The following is a 19,048-nucleotide window of genomic DNA, read 5'->3' as shown; positions in this document are numbered from 1 at the left end:
GGTGCCGGTCAGAGCCGGGCGGCCGCGTCGGTCAGCTCGTGCACCAGCCGGTCCAGCAGGGCGTCGGCCTCGGCCCGGGAGAACGCGTCGGGACGGTGCCCGAGCCGCAGCCGCAGCCGCGGCCCGGGCAGGGCGACCAGCCGCAACGCGAAGTGCGTCCCGTCCCGCACCTCGACCCCTACGACCCGAGGCCCGCCCGCGCCGACGGCGTCCGGGGCGCCCGTGGTGACGGTGGTTTCCGGGCCGCCCGTGACGGTGGTGTTTGGGCCGCCCGTGGCCTCGGGATCGCGCGCGCCGCCCGTGCCGTCCGAGCTGCTCGTGCCGCCCACGCCGCCCGCGCCGTTCATCGGCCCGCCCGCGCCGGCGGTGGTGTCCGGGCCGCTCGTGGCCTCGGGGTTGCGCGTGCCGCCCGTGCCGTCCGAGCTGCTCGGGCCGCCCGTGCCGTCCGAGCCGTCCGAGCCGCCCGTGCCCTCCGAGCTGCTCGTGCCGCCCGTGCCGTTCATCGGCCCGCCCGCGCCGGCGGCGGCGTCCGGGCCGGCAGCCGTGTCCGGGCCGGTCGTGCGCGTACCGGCCGCGGAGGCCGCGGAGACCGTGGTGTCCGCGGTGTCCGCGTCCGTGGCGTCGAAGGCGTACGTGACGAAGGTGGTCGCGGTGTCGAACAGCGTGCCGTCCCGGTGGCCCGTGACGGGTGCCTGGCGCTGGATGTCGGCGAGGGGCAGGTGGTGGTGCGGAAGCAGCCGGGTCTGTTCCCGCTGCAGGCGGGCCAGCATCCGGGGCAGCGGCTCGTCGGGGCGCAGCCGCAGGCGGACCGGCACGGTGTTGGTGAGCAGCCCCACCATGTCCGCGACCCCGGTCAGCTCCGGCGGCCGGCCCGACACCGAGGTGCCGAAGACGACGTCGTCGCTGCCGGTGAGCCGCGCCAGCAGCAGCCCCCACGCGGCCTGCACGGCCGTGTTCAGGGTGAGCCCGTGGGCCCGGACGCCGGCGGTGAGCGCCGCGGTGGTCTCCTCGTCGAGGGCGCGCTCGCGGTGCTGCTGCCGGTCGGGCGCCGGCCCGGACACGTCCGGGGCGACGTACGTGGGTCCGGGCAGCCCGGCACGCGCCTCGCCCCAGGCCTGCCGGGCGGCCCCGAGGTCCTGCCGGGCCAGCCAGCGCAGGTGCTCGCGGTGCGCGGGGGCCGGGGGCAGCGCCCCGGCGTCCGCACCGCCGCGGTACAGCGCGAACAGCTCCCGCACCAGGATCGCCGTGGACCAGCCGTCCCACAGGATGTGATGGCCGGTCAGCACGATCCGGTGCCGGTCGTCGGCCAGCCGCAGCACCAGGAACCGCAGCAGCGGCGGTGCCGTCATGTCGAAGGGCCGCTCCCGTTCCCGCGCGGCCAGCAGTTCGGCCCGCTCCGGCCGGTCCTGCGCGGGCAGGCCGGTCAGGTCCTCCTCCGCCCACGGCGGCCGGACGTCGGCGCAGACCACCTGCACCGGCCGGGACAGCCCGGTGTGCCGGAACGCCACCCGCAGCCCGGAGTGCCGGTCCAGCAGCGCGGTGGCCGCCGCCCGCAGCAGTTCCCGGTCCAGCGGCCCCTCGACGTCCAGGCGGAGCTGGGCGGCGTAGGCGTCGACGCCGCCCTCGGCCAGGATGCTGTGGAAGAGCAGCCCCTCCTGGAGCGGGGCCAGCGGGAGCACCTCGGTGAGGCCGGGGTGGGCCGCGGCCAGCGCCTCCCGCTCCTCCGGCGCCAGGTCGACCAGGTCGGCGGCGGCCGGCCCGGCCGGCTCGGCGTCGGTGAGCTGCCGGGCCAGCGGGGCGAGCCCGGCGGGCGTGGGGTGCGCGAAGACGTCGGCCAGCTCCACGGCGAGGCCGCGTTCGCGGGCCCGGGTCACCAGCTTCAGCGCGCCGATGCTGTCACCTCCCCGGTCGAAGAACGAGTCGCCGGCACCGACCCGGTCCACGCCGAGGACGTCGGCGAACACGGCGCACAGCTCCTTCTCCCGGGCGGTGCGCGGCTCCCGGAACTCCCCGGTGTCCGCGCCGAAGTCCGGGGCGGGCAGCGCCCGTTCGTCCACCTTTCCGTTCGGCGACAGCGGCAGCTCGGCCAGCGGGACGACGGCCGCGGGGACCATGTGGGAGGGCAGGGAGCGGGCCGCGAACCGGCGCAGTGCGGCCGGGTCGGCCTCGGCGTCCGGGCGCGGGACGACGTAGGCCACTAGCTGCCGGTGGCCCGCCCGGTCCTCGCGCACCGTCACCACCGCGGCGTCCACCGCCGGGTGGCCGGCGAGGACGGACCGGATCTCGCCGGGCTCCACCCGGAACCCGCGGATCTTGATCTGGTCGTCGGCCCGGCCCAGGTACGCCAGCTGCCCGTCGGGCCGCCACCGGACGAGGTCGCCGGTGCGGTACATCCGGCTCCCCGGCGGGCCGTACGGGCAGGGCAGGAACCGTTCGCCGGTCAGCGCGGGGCGCCCCAGGTAGCCGTGGGCCACCCCCTCCCCGGCCAGGTACAGCTCGCCGACCGCGCCCGGTACGACGGGCAGCAGGGCCTCGTCCAGCACGTACACCCGGCAGCCCGCGACCGGGGTGCCGACCGGCACGTCCTGTCCGTCGTCCAGCGGACGGCTCACCGTGCTGGTCACGGTCGCCTCGGTGACGCCGTACTCGTTGAAGACGCGCCGGCCGCCGCCGGTCCAGCGGCGCAGCACCTCGGGGGCCGGGGGCTCGCCGCCGGTGATCAGCACGCGCAGGGCGGGCAGGTCGTCGGCGGGCAGCCGGGTCAGGAACGCGGGCGGGATCGCGGCGTGGGTGACCTGGTGGGCGCGGAGCAGCCGGGCCAGCGCCTCGCCGCTGGTGGTGCGGCCGGGCGGCGCCAGCACCAGCCGGGCGCCCGCCGCGAGCGCGGGCCAGATGTCGGCCATCGCCACGTCGAAGCCGGGCGAGACCAGTTGCAGCACGCGGCCGTCGGGGCCGAGGCCGTAGCGGTCGACGTGGTCCGCGACCAGGGTGCGCAGCGCCCGGTGCGGCACGACGACGCCCTTGGGGCGGCCGGTCGAGCCGGAGGTGTGGATCACGTACGCCGGCAGTTCCGGGTCGGGGTCGGGCCGGGCCGCGCCGCCCGCGCTCCCGCCGGCGGAGGCCCGCCCGTCCTGTCCGCTCTGCCGTTCCTCCATCAGCAGGCACGCCGTCGTGGCGGGCAGCCGGGAGCGGCTGCCCGCCACGCAGATCACGAGGGCGGGCGCGGTGTCGTCGAGGATGGCGGCGATCCGCTCGGCCGGATGCGCCAGGTCGAGCGGCACGAACGCCGCCCCCGCCTTCAGCACCGCCAGCAGGGCCGCCACCAGCCCGGCGGAGCGGGGCAGCGCGATGCCGACCAGGTCGCCCGGACCGACCCCGCGTTCGGCCAGCCGTTCGGCCAACTGCTCGGAGAGGACGTCCAGTTCGCGGTACGACAGCTCGGCCGGGCCGTCCACGACCGCGACGGCGCCGGGCGCGTCGGCCGCCCGCTGCCGGAACAGGGCCACCACGGTGGCGTCGGCCGCGGGGGCCGGCGCGCCCTCGCCCGCGGCGAACAGCCGTGCGCGTTCCGCGGGCAGCAGCACGTCGACCGTGTCGAGCACGGCGTGCGGCTGTTCGGCGACGGTCCGCACGAACCCGGTCAGCCGCGCCAGGTGCTCCTCCAGCGCGGGCAGGTCGTACCGGTCGGGGTTGCCCTCCAGGACCAGCATCGTGGCCTCGCCCGTCGGGTCCGGGCGCACGGTGACGAAGAGGTCGGGCACCGGGCCCGAGGCCAGGTTGTGCGAGGTGGCCGGGTGCGGTCCGAAGCGCAGCGCACCGCCGTAGGGCATGAAGTTGACGATCGGGCCCAGCAGCGCGCTCATGTCGCCGTCCGCGCCGAGTTCGCGGTGCAGGTCCTCCAGCCGGAACCGCTCGTGCCGCAGCGCCCGGTGCATCTCGCGGGTCATGCGCGGCACGAGCCCCGCCAGCGTGCTGCCGGGCGCGGCGTCCAGCCGCAGGGGCACGGTGTTGGTCACCATGCCGGGAGTACGGCGGGCCGCCACGCTGCGCCGGGCCGTGACCGGGAGGCCGAGCACCACGCCGGCGCGGCCGGACAGGCGGGACACGTAGACGGCGACCGCGGTGGCGAACACCACCTGCCAGGTGGTGCCGGTGGCCGCGGCCGCCTTCTCCAGCAGAGCGACGTCGGCGGGTTGGAGCAGCCGGGTCAGGCGCGGGCGCAGCCGGTCCTCGGGGAGCGGGGCGAGGGGGCCGGCCGGGGCGGGGACGCGGGCCGGTTCGGGCCGGTCGGAAAACCGGTCGAGCCAATAGGAGCGGTCGGCCGCGAAATCGTCGGAGTCGCGGTAGTTCCGCTCTTCCGCATACAGGTCGGCGAGCGTTCCGAAGGCGCCGGCGGATGCCTCTTCACCGGGGTCCTCGGGGTTCCGCTCCAGCGCCGAATAGATTTCCGCCAGGCGCCGGCCGAGGAGATGAACTCCGTATCCGTCGACGGCGACGTGGTGTATTCGGTAGTAGAAGATCGTACGGGCGTCGGAGAGCCGCAGCAGGGCGAACGCGGACAGCGGTCCGGTGGCCAGGTCGACGGGCCGGCGCACGTCCTCGTGCATCCAGCGCAGCGCGTCCTCAAGTGCCGCGTCCGACCCAGAGAAGTCGATCAGCGGCAGGTCGACCGCGTGCTCCGGGTCGACCACCTGCCACAGGCCGGCGTCCTCGACCACCGCGCGGACGCGCACCACCTCGGCCTCCGCCCGCAGCAGCGCCCAGGCGGCGCGGAGCCGGCCGAGGTCGGCGGCGCCGTCGATGAGGATGTACTCGGCGCAGGTGAACCGCTGCCCCGAGGGATCCAGCCGATGGGCGAACCAGATTCCCTGCTGGCCGGCGGACAAAGGCAGTCGCATCGCGTCCCTGTCTCCCATTCTCGACTCCATTGCTCGCCTATCCCGGCCACCATGGGGACAGCTGCTATAGCCGATCTATACGGCCCCGGCTATCGACCGAATAGCGAAGAAATATAGAAGCCGTCCCCAGGCTCTTCAGCGAGCTGACGCCGAAAGGAGAAGCCGTGGAGGAAGACCGCGACGACGCATGGGCACCGCATGTCGTCAGGCCGGACGCGCGGACCCCCGCCACCGCGCGGGGGCTGCTCGGCCTGCTGGAAGAGCTCGGCGACCTGACCGGGCTGCTGGCCCGGCACAAGGCGGTGGTCTTCCGCGGCTTCGGGATCGACCCGGCCGAGCTGGACACGGTGATGGCCCCGCTGCTGCCCCGGCGGCTCGCCTACGTCCACGGCAACTCGCCGCGCACCAAGGTGGGCCGGAACGTCTACACCTCGACCGAGTACCCGCCGCAGTACACCATCTCGATGCACAACGAGATGAGCTACGCCCACCAGTGGCCCGCCCGGCTGCTGTTCTTCTGCGAGCGCGCCCCCGAGACGGGCGGTGCCACCCCGGTGGTGGACGGCGCGCGCTGGCTGCGGCTGCTGGACCCGGAGGTCCGGGAGGGCTTCGCGCGGGGGGTCCGCTACACGCAGAACCTGCACGGCGGGCGCGGCTTCGGCAAGAGCTGGCAGGAGACCTTCGAGACCGAGTCCCGTGACGACGTCGAGAAGTTCCTGGAGAGCGCCGAGGCGCGGTACGAGTGGAAGCCGGACGGCGGCCTGCGGGTGACGCAGGTGCGGCCGGCGACCGTGCGCCATCCCGTCACCGGTACGGAGGTCTGGTTCAACCAGGCCGACCAGTGGCACGCCGCCGGGCTCGGCGACGAGACGGCGGCGGCGCTCAGCAGGATCATGCCGGAGCGGGACCTGCCGCAGTCCGTGTCCTTCGCGGACGGCTCCCCGATCCCGGACGCCTACGTCACCCAGGTCCGCGACCGCGGCCTGGACGCCGCCGTCGACGTCGACTGGCAGGCCGGCGACCTGCTGCTCATCGACAACGTCCTCGTCGCCCACGGCCGACGCCCCTTCACGGGCCCCCGCCGGGTCCTGGTCGCCATGTCGGACTGACCCGACCGCGGACGCCACGGAGTGGGGAGCCGAAGGAGCCGGGCAGCCGGCAGGGCTGCGGAGCCGTCCCGCGGCCCTGCCCCGGCCGGTGTCCTCAGCGCACTATGACGTTGCGGCTGAGGGGGCCGCGGTCGGCGGGGACCTCCTCGTGCCACGGGTGGGCGAACGGGCCGGCCGCCGACGGCGTCATGATCGGGGTGCGGATGGCCATCGCGGTGAGCGGGGCACCGCTCCGCCGCTCCGCCCTCTGCGCGGGCACGCCGATGAGCTGGGCGTACCAGCTCTGGTCGATGCCTCCGGCGAGGATCGCCTCGTAGGTGCGGCGCAGCGCCGAGCCCGGGTCGACCCCGAGCTCCTCCTCCAGCCTGCGGCGGCCCTCGTGGTACACGGCGAAGGCCTCGGCCTGCCGGTTGGACGCGTACAGCACCACCATGAGCTGGGCGCGCAGGGTCTCGCGCAGCGGGTGGGCCTGGACCAGGCCGATGAGTTCCGAGGCCAGCTGGTCGTGCCGGCCGAGCGCGAGGTCCGCGAGGATGCGGCCCTCCAGCGCCTCCATGTAGGCCTCCTCGATGATCGGCCGCTCGGTCTCGCCCAGGTGGTCGGTCACGTCCGTGAGGGTCGGCCCCCGCCACAGGGACAGGGCGGCGCGCAGGTTGTCGGCCGCGTCGTCGTACCGGCGGGAGGACAGCGCGTCGCGGCCCGCCCGGCACAGCACGGTGAAGTCCCCGTAGTCGAACCGTCCGGCGGTGACGCGCATCAGGTAGCCGGATCCCTTGCGGACGATCTCCGCGTGGTCCTCCAGGTGCTGGCGCAGCCGGGAGGCGTAGGTGTAGAGCTGCGCCTGATGGGTGGAGGGCGGCTCGCTCCCCCATAAGGCCTGACTGAGCCGGTAGTCCGGGATGACCCGCCCGCCGGCCAGCAGGAGGGCGGCGAGCATGGTGCGCTGCTTGGTTCCGCTCAGCGGGACCTCCGCGGCGCCAGACCATATTCCGACCGGGCCCAGGATTCTGAATTGCATCACGTACTGTGCTCCTTATCGGCCGTGCTGATCGCGCAGCGGGCACCTGGCGCATGCAGAAACGCCAGGTGTCGCGACAGGACGTTTTGTTGGCTGCTTGGCGCCGTTAAAGAGGATTTTCCAGAGCGTTCAGCTCAATGGAAGGAATGGATGGCCTCGCACGGCCACAGAAGAAAGACATGGTCAAGCCCCCGTTTCGTCGTCGGATTTCGACCTGGTCGGATGTGGTCAAAATTTGCCGACGCCGTGAGCGTAATCACGTGTGCGAACGTGCGTCAAGGGGTGGGAAAATGCGGCCCCGGCCTGCGCCGGAGGCCGGATCGAAAGGGTGGCTGGATTGCGAATGAAGGAGGAGATGACGTCCTGTTAACGCTATATGTGGATCTTCGGCTATGTCTGGCTTGCGGGGGCTTGTGGGGCCCGGAAGGGGAGACAACCCCAGGTCGGCCGACAGTCGGAACTTCCGGTTCCAACCACCTGCAAACGATCTGTGGCAGGTGTAATTTTCCGTGAGCGGACGCCGAAATCCGGTCGTTCGGCGACGGCCGGCGGCGCCCGCTCCACCGGCGCCCAACAGCGGCGCACCCGATACGGCTCCGGACCCCGGGCGGAGCCGGACGCCCCCGCGCCGACCGTCTGCGACGGGCCTGTGCATAGGCTAGGTATAGGCCAAATATCGAAGCCGCGCAGATGATCGACGGGCGGTCGAAGGAGAGTCTCCGCTTGGGGTGTCCGACGGTGTGTGGCTGCCCCTCCTGGACGAGATTGGGCTGCACCACATGGCGACTGTCATCTCGAACCCCGTCGATTTCAATGTGGAGGATCTCTATGTCGACCTGATGCCCAGTCTGGGGCGGCAGCTCTTCCTCAAGTGCGAGGGGTTCAATTTCTCCGGTTCGGTCAAGATAAAGGCCGCCACCGAAATGGTCCGGGCGAAAGAGCGGACCGGCGAGATCCGCCCGGGCGACACGCTGATCGAATCGTCCTCGGGAAACATGGGCGTCGCCCTCGGCCTCGTCGCCGCGAGCCGCGGCTACCGTTTCGTCTGCGTGACCGACACCCGCTGCACCGGCACCGCACGCCGGCTCATGGAGACCTTCGGCACCGAGGTCCACGTCGTCACCGAACCCGACCCCGAGGGCGGATTCCTCGGCGCCCGGCTGTCCCTCGTCCAGCGGCTGCTGGAGAAGAACCCCGAATACCTGTGGCTGAACCAGTACGCCAACCCCGGCAACTGGACGAGCCACTACCGCACCACCGCTCCGGCGATCGCCGAGGCGTTCCCCGGACTCGACGTGCTGTTCATCGGCGCGGGCACCACCGGCACGCTGATGGGCTGCGCCACCTACTTCCGGGAGAACCTGCCCTCGGTCCGGGTCGTCGCGATCGACACGACGGGTTCGGTGACCTTCGGCGGACCGGCCGGACGCCGGCTGATCCCGGGCCTGGGCACCGGGGTGCGCCCGCAGATCCTCGACCCCTCGCTCGTCGACGACGTGGTGTACGTCTCCGAGCCCGACACGGTCCGCATGTGCCACCGGCTGGTCGGCCAGGGCTTCCTCTTCGGCGGCTCGACGGGCACCGTCGTCAGCGGCGCGCTCGACTGGCTGACCACCCGGGGCGGCGACGGACTCACCGCGGTCGCCGTCGCCCCCGACCTGGGCGCGAGCTACCTGGAGACCGTCTACGACCAGGAGTGGCTGACCCGGTCGTACGGACCCGAACTGCTGGACGCACTGCTGGACGCCTGACGGCGGCACCGGCGCCGCACAAGGACGCACAGCGCGATGGGAGAAGGCGGGAACGACGGTGAACAGTAAGTGGCTGAGGCGGTTCGACACCACCACGGCCCGCGGGCCGCGCCTGGTGTGCTTCCCCCACGCCGGCGGCGCCGCCAGCAGCTTCCTGCCGCTGGCCCGGGAGCTCGCGCCGGACGTCGACGTCGTCGCCGTCCAGTACCCGGGCCGCCAGGAGCGGTTCGACGAGCCGCCCGTCGAGGACATCGGCCGGCTGGCGGACCACATCGCCGCGGCTCTGCGCCCGCTCACCGACGGCCCCTACGCGGTCTTCGGCCACAGCATGGGCGGGCTGCTCGCCTACGAGACCGTGCGCCGCCTGGAACGGTGGCGGCTCCCGGAACCGTCCCGGCTGTTCGTCTCCGGGCAGGTGCCGCCCCGCGAGCGGCGCAGCGACTACGGCATCGCCGCCGGCGACGCCGAGATCGTCGCGGAGCTGCGCGCGCTCGGCGGCACCGCGGCGGTCGTCCTCGACGACCCCGACCTGATGGCCCTCGTGCTCCCGGCCGTCCGCGCCGACTACCGGGCGCTGCGCGGCTACACCTGGACCCCGGGGCCCCCGCTGCGCTGCCGGATCAGCGCCCTGGTGGGCGACAGCGACCCGGTGGCCACGGCCGAGGCCGCGGCCGGCTGGTCCGCGTACTCCGTCGCCGGGGCCGATGTGACCGAGTTCCGCGGCGGCCACTTCTACCTGGAGGAGCGGCTCACCGAGGTGGCCGCCCTCATCGACACCACCCTCGGCGTGCACACCGGCTGAGCCGCGCCGGCAACGGCGGATCCGCCGGGTTCGGTGAATCTGCACACCGCGTGCGCAATTCCCGCCCGCGCGCCGGGAGTCGGCGCCGGGGCGCGCCACGGGATTCCCCGTTCGTGCGGAGTGTCCCGTTCCGTCGACGGGGGCACGGGCCGCTCCGGGTCACGGAGCCGTGAGGAATATGGAGACGCTGTCCGGGGGCCGTGTGCGCGCCTGCACGGATGCGACCGCCGCACCGCCCGACGCCCCCTGCGGGCGGGCCGGACGGCTGGATGACGGGCGCGGTCCGTGCTTTGATCCCCAGCGCCGCGAGACCCGCGTTCCGTCCCCGCGGGCCGCCCCCCTCGTGGCTCATCCATACGAAGGGAAGTCTCCTCATGAACTCCGCTCCCCAGGTCGAGACCGCCGAGATCTCCGACGCCGAACTGGACGGCGTCTCCGGCGGCCTGAGCCCGCACGCCGGCCTGGCCGCCGGTCCCACGGCGGTCAGCGACGCGGACGTCCTGGCCGGCCTCGGCGCCGTCGGCAACCAGGTGCTGGCCACCGCCGCCCAGTACGACCACGTCAGCGTCAGCGTCTCCCTCTGACGCCGAAGGAGGAGCGGGCCGCACCCCAGGGTGCGGCCCGCTCCTCCGTTCCCGCGTCACATCCCGCGCGTCACCGGCCGAGCGTGTCCTCGCCGGCCCGTGCCTTAAGGGCCGGGTCGACCGGGCGCGGCTCAGCCCCGTCCGCCGGGAGTGCCGTCCCCGCGCCCGGACTACGCGTCGTTCCGGGAAGCGGGCCGACGGGCCCGGGTCTCCCCGCCGCGGCCGGTGCCCTGGCCGTTCTCCCCGCGGACGGCCCCCGCGCCCTTGCCGCGCCCCGCGCCGCCCCTGCGGCGCCGGCCGGCGGACGATCCCTTGCCCTCGCGGCGGTTCTCGGCCGGCGCGGTGAGGACGACGGGCACGCCGGAGGGCGTCCGGGCGCCGGTGATCCGCTGCAGCTCGGTCTCGCCCGGGCGGACCCGGGCGGTCTGCGCGGCGATGCCGGCGTCGTTCATCAGGCGGTCCACCGCGCGCCGCTGGTGCGGCAGGACGAGGGTGACGACGGTGCCGGACTCGCCGGCCCGCGCGGTACGGCCGCCGCGGTGCAGGTAGTCCTTGTGGTCGCCGGGCGGGTCGACGTTCACGACCAGGTCGAGGCCGTCGACGTGGATGCCGCGGGCGGCGACGTTGGTGGCCACCAGGGCCGTGACCTGGCCGTCCTTGAACTGGGCGAGCGTCCGGTTGCGCTGGGACTGGGACTTGCCGCCGTGCAGGGCCGAGGCGCGCACCCCGACGGACAGCAGGTGCTTGGTGAGCCGGTCCACCGCGTGCTTGGTGTCCAGGAACATGATCACACGTCCGTCGCGCGCGGCGATCTCGGTCGCGGCGGTCTGCTTGTCGTCGTCGTGCACGTGCAGCAGGTGGTGGTCCATGGTGGTGACGGCGCCCGCGGACGGGTCGACCGAGTGCACCACGGGGTCGTGGAGGTAGCGGCGTACCAGGAGGTCGATGTTGCGGTCCAGGGTGGCCGAGAACAGCAACCGCTGGCCGCGGGCCGGTACTTGGTCGAGCAGCGCGGTCACCTGGGGCATGAACCCCATGTCGGCCATCTGGTCGGCTTCGTCCAGGACGGTGACCGAGACCTGGTCGAGCCGGCAGTCGCGCCGCTCGATGAGGTCCTTCAGCCGGCCCGGGGTCGCGACGACGACCTCGGCGCCGCCGCGCAGCGCGCTCGCCTGCCGGCCGATCGACATGCCGCCGACCACGGTGGCGAGCCGCAGCCGCAGGGCGCGGGCGTAGGGCGTGAGCGCGTCGGTGACCTGCTGGGCCAGTTCCCGGGTGGGGACGAGGACGAGGGCGAGCGGCTGCCGGGGCTGGGCCCGCTGTCCGTCCAGCCGGGCCAGCAGCGGCAGGCCGAAGGCGAGGGTCTTGCCCGAGCCGGTACGGCCCCGGCCCAGGACGTCCCGGCCGGCCAGCGCGTTCGGCAGGGTGGCCGCCTGGATCGGGAAGGGCAGGGTGACGCCCTCGGTGCCCAGTGCGGCCAGCAGCCGTTCGGGCATGTCGAGTTCGGCGAACGTCTCGACCGCCGGCAGCGGTTCGGTGAGGGTGACCGGCAGGGCGAACTCCTGCCGGCGCGGGGAGGAGTGCGCGGCCGGGCCGCCCTTGCGTCCGGTGCCCGGGCGGGAGCCCTGGCGGCCGGGCTCCTGGGAACGGGCGCGGCCGCCGCGCGCGGCTCCTGCCGCGCGCGTGGACCTGCGGTCCGCGCGGAAGCCGCCGGACGTGCCGCCGGAGCGACGGGGGGTGCGGTTCATGAAGGAACCTTCCTCGATGCGGCGTATCGAGGAATTCCGTCCAGCGGTGACGACCGCACGAGGATTCGCAAGAATGAGCCGAAGAAAAAGTGAAGAGACGGAGCTCTCGGTGTGGCGGCCGGAGGCGTCCGTGGTCCGGGAAATCCGGAAAGGGGCTCAGACAATGAGCGGGGGCCCGCACCCCGAGAGCGCGGGCCCCAGCCACATGATGCGCGAACCGCTGGTTCGCGACGATTTCGCGTCAGCGTCAGGCGGGAACGATGTTCTCGGCCTGCGGGCCCTTCTGACCCTGCGTGACGTCGAAGGTAACCTTCTGGCCTTCCTGAAGCTCGCGGAAGCCGGAGGTGGCGATGTTCGAGTAGTGCGCGAACACGTCAGCGCCGCCGCCGTCCTGCTCGATGAAGCCGAAGCCCTTTTCCGCGTTGAACCACTTCACGGTGCCAGATGCCATATTGAATCTCCCTCGGAGGGCAGTGCGGACTCCGCACTTTACGGAGCCGAGTCGCCGCGATGATCACCCCTCCGGAAAGATCCGGAAAGCTCTGCAAAGAAAAAAATCTCTGGCAACCAAAACTGCAACTGCTATCACGTTAACACACGTCGGTTGGCATCGCCCGGCAGTTTTGCGTGGCGTCCGGCAATTCTCGTGCCGTCGCGGACCGAAATTCTGTACCGGCGGGACTAGGTATTCGCGTCGCGCTCGCCCAGCCTCCGGCGCATGTCCCGGTTCTGGCGCAGGGCGTCGTCCAGCTGGTCCTCCAGGGAGACGATGCGGCACGCGGCCTCGACGGGCGTGCCCTGGTCGACCAGCTCCCGGGCGCGGGCCGCCACCCGCAGCTGGCGGCGGGAGTAGCGGCGGTGGCCGCCGTCCGAACGCAGGGGCGTGATCAGTCCGGCCTGGCCGACGGCCCGCAGGAAGGCGGGGGTGGTGCCGAGCACGTCCGCGGCCCGGCCCATGGTGTAGGCGGGGTAGTCGTCGTCGTCGAGGTTGCCGGCGGCAGGGGCGTTCTCGGCGGGCATGGCACCTTCGTTTCGGGGGGCGCGGCGGGAGACCCGGGCGTGCGCGGCACCCGCGCTCGACGGACCGGACACCTCTGTCTCCTCCCGCAACCCTAACGCCGCCGGGCCCGGAGACCTGGCCCCGCCGTGACAGATTTCCGCACGGTCCCTCCCGCCCCGGGCCGGCGGATCCCGGCAGGTGTGTAACGCGGCGGCACCCCCACCGCGTGTAAGAGGCGACGTCCGACCACGAAAGGACACACGGTGGGGGAAGCACCCGCGGACTACCTGGAGTTCGCAGCCGCCCGCAGCGGGCCGCTGCTGCGGACCGCCTGCTCCCCGCCTGGAACAGGGCGATCGCCGCGCTGCCCGTCCCGGAGAGGTCCGCGTCCCCGGGCCCGTCCGCGGCCGGGCACCGGGTGCCGGGCGCCCGGATGACCGAGGTGCTGCGGTCCCATCTGCCGCACGGCGGGACCGTCTCCGACCTGAACGCCGGCGACGGTCTGATCCAGCTCGTCTACGACGACGGCCGGGGCAGGAACATGGTGCAGGTCGACGCGCAGTACGACATGACCGCCCCCCTGGCCGGGCACATGGGCTGCGCCGGCGTCGAAGGCGACTGCGAGGCCACGACCCTGGCCGACGGCACCAAGGTCAAGAAGGTCAAGGGCCCCTCGGAGAAGGGCGGTTCGGCCGTCGTGTGGCTGGTCGACCTGCTGTACCCGGACGGCCGCCGGGTCGCGGTGCGGGAGGTCAACTCCTACGCCGAGAGCGCTCCGGTGACCCGCCCGCGGCCGGCGCTGGGCCTGGACGAGCTGCTGACGATCGCCCGCGACAAGCGGTACTTCACCGGTTGAGCGGCGCCGGTCCGCGTCCGTGACCAGGAGGCCGGGGCCGTCACGCGGGAGGCAGCAGGTCCGCCGCCGGTTCGCCCATGAAGATGCTGTGGGTCCCGGGCACCTGCTCCGCCAGTCCGGGAGGGATGACGTGGACGAAGGTGCCGGCGCAGCCCGGGACGTCGTGCACCAGGGCGGGTATGTCCGTGACGTTGAAGACGGTGGAGAGGTGGGATATCTCGAAGCAGCCCTTCGGGGTGTCGTGACGGACTCCGTCGATCACCAGGAACCCGTTCGTGGCGAACACCGACGAGGGAACGGCGAGCGCCAGCACCCCGGCGGCGCCGAGGGTGGCGAGTGTCGAGCCGATGCGGCGCATGGACCCTCCTGACGTGCGGCCGGGCAGGTCCCGGCGCCTGTAACCGACCGTACGGACCCGCTCCCGCACTGCATCCCGGCATCGTCCGGACGGGCTACTGCGCCGACGGGAAGAGCGTCGCCGCGACGTGCCGGGTGTCGGTGTACTCGACGACGGAGGCGATCCTGCCGTCGCGCACCGTGAAGACGCCGACGCAGCGGTTGTCGTAGCTGCCGCCGTACACGGTCTCGGCCCGGGAGGTCCATTCGGCCACCACCCGGTCGCCCTCGGCGATCGTGCCGGTCAGTTCGATCTCCAGGGTGCCGGGGACGAGGAGCGGACCCATGCCGGCGAGGAACTCGCCGATGATCCGGTCACGGCCGTGCCACACCCCGGACGCGGGCAGGTCGCCCGGGTAGTGCCAGGTGGCGTCCGCGGCGAAGCTGTCATGGACGACGTCGGCGGCGCCGTCGCGCACGGCCTCGACGTAGCGGACGACGACGGCCCTGGGGTCGGTGGCCGTCATGGGGTCGGTGGCGGTCATGGTCTTGCTCCTTCGCCGGTCTTTCGTCGGTCTTTCGGCGGTCTTTCGCCGGGTCTCGCGGGCGTGGTTCAGGACAGGGTGAGGACGGCCTTGCCGCGGATGCGGCGGTCGCGCAGGTCGGTGAGGGCGGTCGCGGTGTCGGCCCAGTCCGCGACCCGGCCGATCTCGGGGTGCAGGCGGCCTTCGGCGGTCAGCCGGACGAGTGTCGCCAGGTCGTCGCCGAGGCGGGTGTCGGCGTCGAGGTAGTGGAAGTGGCGGACGACAGCCGATTCGGGCCCGGTGAAGAAGTCGAAGAAGTCCAGCGTCACCGGTGTGCGGCAGGCCTGCCCGAACCAGACGAGCGTGCCGCGCCGGGCGAGCCGGGCCAGCGCGAGCGGCAGGGCCCGGCCGCCGGTCGACTCCAGCACGAGGTCGTACGGGCCCCGGGCGTCGGCGACGTCGTGGACGATCTCGGCGGCGCCCAACTCGACCAGCCGGGCTCCCCGTTCGGCGTTCCGGGTGACGGCGGTGACCTGTGCGCCGGCGGCGGCCGCCAGCTCGGTGACGAAGTGGCCCACGCCCCCGGAGGCACCGGTCAGCAGCACCCGCCGGCCCAGTACGGGTCCGGCCGCGCGCAGCAGCCGCAGCGCGGTGAGGCCGGCCAGCGGCAGCGCCGCGCCGTGCAGCACGGACACGCCGTCCGGCAGCTCGGCGAGCGCGTGCGCCGGCACCGCCACGTACTCCGCCCAGCCGCCCGCCATGGGGTGGCCGACGACCCGCGTGACCGCGGGCGGCCCGCTGCCGTCGGCGGCCGCCTGCACCACCAGGCCCGCGACGTCCTTGCCGGGGCGGTCGCCGGGGGCGGGCCGCTCCAGCCTGAACGTCTCGCCCCGGTTGACCGAGAACGCCTCGACCTTCACCAGCGCCTCGTCGGGGCGCGGCGTCGGCTCGGCGACATCGGCGAGCACGACGGGCTCGGCGGGGTCTCCGGTCGGTACGAACGCTTTCATCGTGGTCGGCTCCTCGGTGGCGTCGGCCGCCCCCGGACGCTTTCCGGCGGTGCGGCGTGCGGGCCCATCCGACCGCGGGGCGCGGCGCCCCGGCCAACAACCGAGCCGCACGGGCGACAACGCGCGGTTGTCGCACGGGGTCAACGGCCCGGCCCGGCAGGTCTCGACCCACACGGGCCGGCCCCGGCGTTGACAGTACATACGGTCGACCGCACACTTTGGCCATGACGTCCTTCACCGAGGAGACCGACCCGTTCTGCCTCCCCACCGTCGACGCCGCGGCGCTCCTGTTCGACGCCCCCTGGCAGCGCTACGCCGTCATCGGCGACAGCCTCTCCGCGGGGACGGGGGACAGGAGCACCGGCTACGGCGACCAGGGCTGGTCCGACCGGTTCGCGCACGTCCTGCGGCAGGTGCGGCCCGGCCTGGCCTACCTGAACACGGCGGTGGACGGCGCCACGACGCTCGACACCCTCGACCACCAGACCGGCGCGGTGCGGGACTTCGGCCCGGACCTGCTGCACCTCCCGTGCGGCGCCAACGACCTCCTGCGCCGCACACCGGACTTCGGAGAGATCGAGCGGAACCTGCGCACGATGTACGAGATGGCGGCCGGGACGGGCGCGCAGCTCACGACGTTCACCCTGGGGCGCGCCTACGTCGTGCCGGTCTTCCCCGACTGGACGCAACGCGTGCGCACCCTGAACGACCTCACGCGCACCGTCGCCGGCGCCTACGGCGCCGTGGTCGTCGACATGTGGGACCACCCCGTCAACTCCCGGCCGGACCTGCTGAGCGCGGACCGCATCCACTTCTCCACCTCGGGCCAGGCCGTCATGGCGAGCGAGATGGTCAGGGCACTGGCCGCAGTCCTGGCCCGCCGCACCCCCTGACCCCGGCGCCGGCACCGGCCCGCCCCTCGTACACCAGAGGTACGATCGGCCGTATGGACACTGGGGCGCGCACGTTCGCCACGCGGGCGGACACGGTGTCGATCACGGACAAGCGCCTGCTCAAGGGGGCGCGCACGCGCGAGGCCGCACTGCGGCGCGCCGTCGACATCGCCTCGATCGACGGGCTGGACGACGTGAGCTTCGGCCGCCTCGCCACCGACACGGGCATGAGCAAGGCGGGCATCCAGACCCTCTTCCGGTCCAAGGAACTGCTCCAGCTCGCGACCATCGACTTCGCGCGCGACATGTTCGTCGACGCGGTCGTGCGCCCGGCGCGGGAGGCGGCTCCCGGAGCCGACCGGCTGCGCTCCCTGGTCGAGCACTGGATCGACTACGCCGAGACCCCGCTGTTCGAAGGCGGTTGCTTCCGCGTCGCCAACCTCGCCCGTTTCGACAGCAGGCCGGGACCGGTCCGCGACGCCCTCCTGCGCCACCAGCGGGAATGGCTCGACACCCTCGGCAGGGAACTGCGGGAGGCCGTCGCCTCCCACCAGATCGCGGAACTCGACGTCGACCTCGCGGTCTTCCAGCTCGACTCCGTGCTCTGCGCGGCCAACACGGCGCTGCGCCTGGGCGACGAGGACGTCCTCGCCAAGGTCCGCCGCACCGTGGACGCCCTCCTGAAGGCGGTTTGACCCCTCCGCGGGCCGCCCTCCCGCACCTCCTCAGGCCTTCGTGGACGGCGCCTTGGGCAGGAGGTGCACCAGTAGGGCCGCGAGTGCCGCCAGGGCGCAGGCCGTCAGGGACGTCAGCGCGAAGGCGTGTCCCGCCGCGTGCACCGTGTCGCCCGAGGCGGCGCCCGCCCGGAAGGAGTGGAAGAACACCGCTCCGACGACCGCCACCCCCAGCGCGGCGCCGACCTGCTGGGCGGTGGACAGCGAACCCGAGGCCATGCCCGCGGACTCCGGTTCTATCCGGGCCAGGACCGTGTTGAGCAGCGGGGTGATCAGCAGCCCGCCCCCCACGCTCTGCAGCATCAGGGTCGGGACGACGAGCAGGGGCGTCAGGCGCGGCCCGGACAGCAGGACCACGGCGGTGGTCAGATAGCCGGCGGCGAGGACCACCGCACCGGTCTCCAGGACGCGACGGCCATACCTCGGGACGAGCCGCCCGGCGATCAGACTGCACAGGAAGAAGGTCACCGCCGCCGGCGTGTAGACCAGCCCGGAACCGAGGGCCGACATGCCCAGCCCGTCCTGCAGCGAGATGGACAGCGCCAGGTAGTACGAGGTCAGCAGCGCGTACACGGCGAGGACGAGGACGATGCCGAGCGAGAACGAGCGCTGCGCGAAGAGGGACAGCGTGATCAGCGGCTCGCCACCGCGCCGTTCCACCGCCCGCTCGAGCGCGACGAAGACCGTGAACGCCGCCGCACTGCCCGTGAGGCACGCCCACGTCCACCAGGGCCAGCCCGCCTCCCGCCCCTGGATGAGCGGGTAGGTGAGCAGCAGCAGGGCCGTGCTGAGGACCAGCACCCCGGGCACGTCGAGCGTGCGGTTCCGCTCCGCCCGTGACTCCGGTACGGCCCTCAGGGCCAGCAGGATCGTGGCGATGCCGATGGGGACGTTCACCCAGAACACCGAACGCCAGCCGGAGTGGAAGAGGTCGGCGCCGATCAGGAGGCCGCCGATCAGCTGGCCGCTGACCGATGCCATGCCGACGACGACCCCGAGGACACCGAAGACACGGTGCCGGTTCCGCGCCGAGACCGTCAGCGTGATGACGGCGAAGACCTGCGGGACCATCAGCGCCGCGCCGAGGCCCTGGACGATGCGGGCCCCGATGAGCACGCCCGGATCACCGGCCACGGCACAGGCGACGGACGACAGGGTGAAGACCGCCGTACCGATGACGAAGACGCGCTTGCGGCCGTACAGGTCCGCGAGCCGGCCGCCGGTGATCAGGAGGACCGCGTAGCTCAACTGGTAGCCGGCGAGGACCCATTGCAGCTCGCCCGCGGTGGCCTCGAGGTCGCTCTGGATGGCCGGTCCGGCCACGACGACGATGAACGAGTCCAGGACCGCCATGAACATCCCGACCATGACCGTCGCCAGCGCGGCCCAGGGCACCGCATCCGCCGGACCCGGCTGCGCGTGGCGCGCCGCCTTCAGTGTGTGACCTGTGTCGGACACGAGGGATCCCTTCCACGGCAAGACACACGGACCCGGGGGATCCCGGGCCCGTCAACAATACGCACGACCGTATGTCTACTTCAATCGGTTACCGCCACGGGCCGCCCGAACAGGACGCGTTCCGGAACCCGGCCGCCGGCCGGTCCGACTCCTGAAGCGGCACGGCGCATCCGCCGGGCCGTACGACGTGGACTGGAGACGCGGTTGATGGACGAAACCCGGCGATCCCCCTCCGGCGGGGGGGCGGGGGCGCCGGTGCCGGGGGGCCCCCCCCCCCGCGCCGGGGGGCAGGCGCAGGAGGGCCGGGGGGGGTGGGGGGGGGTGGCC

General features: G+C 73.4%; 16 protein-coding genes. 7 read left to right on the top strand and 9 right to left on the bottom strand.

All coding sequences use genetic code 11. The annotated features are described in order from the left end of the window. Positions 1 to 8 precede the first annotated feature (8 nt). The gene (locus ABZ923_RS11290) at positions 9 to 4,916 is read right to left on the bottom strand and encodes an amino acid adenylation domain-containing protein (protein WP_361469802.1); all 4,908 of its coding nucleotides are present in this window, start codon (positions 4,914 to 4,916) and stop codon (positions 9 to 11) included. Positions 4,917 to 5,062: 146 nt separating this feature from the next. Between ABZ923_RS11290 and ABZ923_RS11285 the strand changes: the two genes are divergently transcribed. Beyond that, positions 5,063 to 6,007, top strand: a complete 945-nt coding sequence (locus ABZ923_RS11285; RefSeq protein ID WP_361469799.1) for a TauD/TfdA family dioxygenase — start codon at positions 5,063 to 5,065, stop codon at positions 6,005 to 6,007. A 94-nt stretch (positions 6,008 to 6,101) separates the two neighbouring features. Here the strand turns inward: ABZ923_RS11285 and ABZ923_RS11280 are convergent, their stop codons facing one another. Further along, positions 6,102 to 7,025, bottom strand: coding sequence for an AfsR/SARP family transcriptional regulator (locus ABZ923_RS11280; RefSeq protein WP_361469796.1), 924 nt, complete (start codon positions 7,023 to 7,025; stop codon positions 6,102 to 6,104). Positions 7,026 to 7,804: 779 nt separating this feature from the next. Here ABZ923_RS11280 and sbnA point away from each other — a divergent pair. From sbnA to ABZ923_RS11265, 3 genes are all read left to right on the top strand, one after another. After that, positions 7,805 to 8,776, top strand: coding sequence for a 2,3-diaminopropionate biosynthesis protein SbnA (sbnA, locus tag ABZ923_RS11275; RefSeq protein ID WP_361469793.1), 972 nt, complete (start codon positions 7,805 to 7,807; stop codon positions 8,774 to 8,776). 58 nt (positions 8,777 to 8,834) lie between these two features. Continuing rightward, on the top strand, positions 8,835 to 9,578 hold the full coding sequence (locus ABZ923_RS11270; protein WP_361469790.1) for an alpha/beta fold hydrolase: 744 nt from the start codon (positions 8,835 to 8,837) through the stop codon (positions 9,576 to 9,578). Between the two features lie 374 nt (positions 9,579 to 9,952). Further along, entirely contained in the window at positions 9,953 to 10,162 is a 210-nt protein-coding gene (locus ABZ923_RS11265; protein WP_361469787.1) for a hypothetical protein, read from the top strand. 170 nt (positions 10,163 to 10,332) lie between these two features. On the opposite strand, the gene ABZ923_RS11260 is transcribed toward ABZ923_RS11265, so the two are convergent. The 3 genes from ABZ923_RS11260 to ABZ923_RS11250 form a co-directional block, all read right to left on the bottom strand. After that, positions 10,333 to 11,910, bottom strand: coding sequence for a DEAD/DEAH box helicase (locus ABZ923_RS11260; protein WP_361469784.1), 1,578 nt, complete (start codon positions 11,908 to 11,910; stop codon positions 10,333 to 10,335). 247 nt (positions 11,911 to 12,157) lie between these two features. Further along, on the bottom strand, positions 12,158 to 12,361 hold the full coding sequence (locus ABZ923_RS11255; protein WP_007383480.1) for a cold-shock protein: 204 nt from the start codon (positions 12,359 to 12,361) through the stop codon (positions 12,158 to 12,160). A 230-nt stretch (positions 12,362 to 12,591) separates the two neighbouring features. After that, the gene (locus tag ABZ923_RS11250) at positions 12,592 to 12,930 is read right to left on the bottom strand and encodes a MerR family transcriptional regulator (protein ID WP_361469781.1); all 339 of its coding nucleotides are present in this window, start codon (positions 12,928 to 12,930) and stop codon (positions 12,592 to 12,594) included. 413 nt (positions 12,931 to 13,343) lie between these two features. Here ABZ923_RS11250 and ABZ923_RS11245 point away from each other — a divergent pair, with 413 nt between their 5' ends. Further along, positions 13,344 to 13,766, top strand: coding sequence for a hypothetical protein (locus tag ABZ923_RS11245; RefSeq protein ID WP_361469778.1), 423 nt, complete (start codon positions 13,344 to 13,346; stop codon positions 13,764 to 13,766). Between the two features lie 40 nt (positions 13,767 to 13,806). Here ABZ923_RS11245 and ABZ923_RS11240 read toward each other — a convergent pair whose 3' ends face one another. The 3 genes from ABZ923_RS11240 to ABZ923_RS11230 all read right to left on the bottom strand — a co-directional run bounded on the left by ABZ923_RS11240 (position 13,807) and on the right by ABZ923_RS11230 (position 15,636). After that, the gene (locus ABZ923_RS11240; protein WP_361469775.1) at positions 13,807 to 14,124 is read right to left on the bottom strand and encodes a hypothetical protein; all 318 of its coding nucleotides are present in this window, start codon (positions 14,122 to 14,124) and stop codon (positions 13,807 to 13,809) included. A 94-nt stretch (positions 14,125 to 14,218) separates the two neighbouring features. Then, entirely contained in the window at positions 14,219 to 14,647 is a 429-nt protein-coding gene (locus tag ABZ923_RS11235; RefSeq protein WP_361469772.1) for a nuclear transport factor 2 family protein, read from the bottom strand. A gap of 68 nt (positions 14,648 to 14,715) precedes the next feature. Then, complete coding sequence (locus tag ABZ923_RS11230; protein ID WP_361469769.1) at positions 14,716 to 15,636, bottom strand: zinc-binding dehydrogenase; 921 nt, start codon at positions 15,634 to 15,636, stop codon at positions 14,716 to 14,718. Between the two features lie 224 nt (positions 15,637 to 15,860). Here ABZ923_RS11230 and ABZ923_RS11225 point away from each other — a divergent pair, with 224 nt between their 5' ends. Both ABZ923_RS11225 and ABZ923_RS11220 read left to right on the top strand, forming a co-directional pair. Further along, positions 15,861 to 16,529, top strand: coding sequence for an SGNH/GDSL hydrolase family protein (locus ABZ923_RS11225; RefSeq protein ID WP_361469766.1), 669 nt, complete (start codon positions 15,861 to 15,863; stop codon positions 16,527 to 16,529). A 53-nt stretch (positions 16,530 to 16,582) separates the two neighbouring features. After that, positions 16,583 to 17,224 carry a TetR/AcrR family transcriptional regulator gene (locus ABZ923_RS11220; RefSeq protein WP_361469763.1) on the top strand — a complete coding sequence of 214 codons (642 nt, stop codon included), beginning with the start codon at positions 16,583 to 16,585 and terminating at the stop codon, positions 17,222 to 17,224. A 30-nt stretch (positions 17,225 to 17,254) separates the two neighbouring features. On the opposite strand, the gene ABZ923_RS11215 is transcribed toward ABZ923_RS11220, so the two are convergent. Continuing rightward, the gene (locus ABZ923_RS11215; RefSeq protein ID WP_361469760.1) at positions 17,255 to 18,721 is read right to left on the bottom strand and encodes an MFS transporter; all 1,467 of its coding nucleotides are present in this window, start codon (positions 18,719 to 18,721) and stop codon (positions 17,255 to 17,257) included. Positions 18,722 to 19,048 lie beyond the last annotated feature (327 nt).

Source organism: Streptomyces sp. NPDC046881 (assembly GCF_040645015.1).
In the GTDB taxonomy this organism is placed as follows: Bacteria; Actinomycetota; Actinomycetes; order Streptomycetales; family Streptomycetaceae; genus Streptomyces.
The sequence above is the reverse complement of the archived record's forward strand: the minus strand, read 5'-3'. Positions and strand labels throughout refer to the sequence as shown.

Excerpts from the sequence above, each read along its gene's own strand:
- ABZ923_RS11290 (WP_361469802.1), bottom strand. The coding sequence starts at position 4,916 with ATGGGAGACAGGGACGCGATGCGACTGCCTTTGTCCGCCGGCCAGCAG.
- ABZ923_RS11280 (WP_361469796.1), bottom strand. The coding sequence starts at position 7,025 with ATGCAATTCAGAATCCTGGGCCCGGTCGGAATATGGTCTGGCGCCGCG.
- ABZ923_RS11225 (WP_361469766.1), top strand. The coding sequence starts at position 15,861 with ATGACGTCCTTCACCGAGGAGACCGACCCGTTCTGCCTCCCCACCGTC.
- ABZ923_RS11245 (WP_361469778.1), top strand. The coding sequence starts at position 13,344 with ATGACCGAGGTGCTGCGGTCCCATCTGCCGCACGGCGGGACCGTCTCC.
- ABZ923_RS11240 (WP_361469775.1), bottom strand. The coding sequence starts at position 14,124 with ATGCGCCGCATCGGCTCGACACTCGCCACCCTCGGCGCCGCCGGGGTG.
- ABZ923_RS11235 (WP_361469772.1), bottom strand. The coding sequence starts at position 14,647 with ATGACCGCCACCGACCCCATGACGGCCACCGACCCCAGGGCCGTCGTC.
- ABZ923_RS11250 (WP_361469781.1), bottom strand. The coding sequence starts at position 12,930 with ATGCCCGCCGAGAACGCCCCTGCCGCCGGCAACCTCGACGACGACGAC.
- ABZ923_RS11230 (WP_361469769.1), bottom strand. The coding sequence starts at position 15,636 with ATGAAAGCGTTCGTACCGACCGGAGACCCCGCCGAGCCCGTCGTGCTC.
- ABZ923_RS11265 (WP_361469787.1), top strand. The coding sequence starts at position 9,953 with ATGAACTCCGCTCCCCAGGTCGAGACCGCCGAGATCTCCGACGCCGAA.
- ABZ923_RS11260 (WP_361469784.1), bottom strand. The coding sequence starts at position 11,910 with ATGAACCGCACCCCCCGTCGCTCCGGCGGCACGTCCGGCGGCTTCCGC.
- sbnA (WP_361469793.1), top strand. The coding sequence starts at position 7,805 with ATGGCGACTGTCATCTCGAACCCCGTCGATTTCAATGTGGAGGATCTC.
- ABZ923_RS11255 (WP_007383480.1), bottom strand. The coding sequence starts at position 12,361 with ATGGCATCTGGCACCGTGAAGTGGTTCAACGCGGAAAAGGGCTTCGGC.
- ABZ923_RS11220 (WP_361469763.1), top strand. The coding sequence starts at position 16,583 with ATGGACACTGGGGCGCGCACGTTCGCCACGCGGGCGGACACGGTGTCG.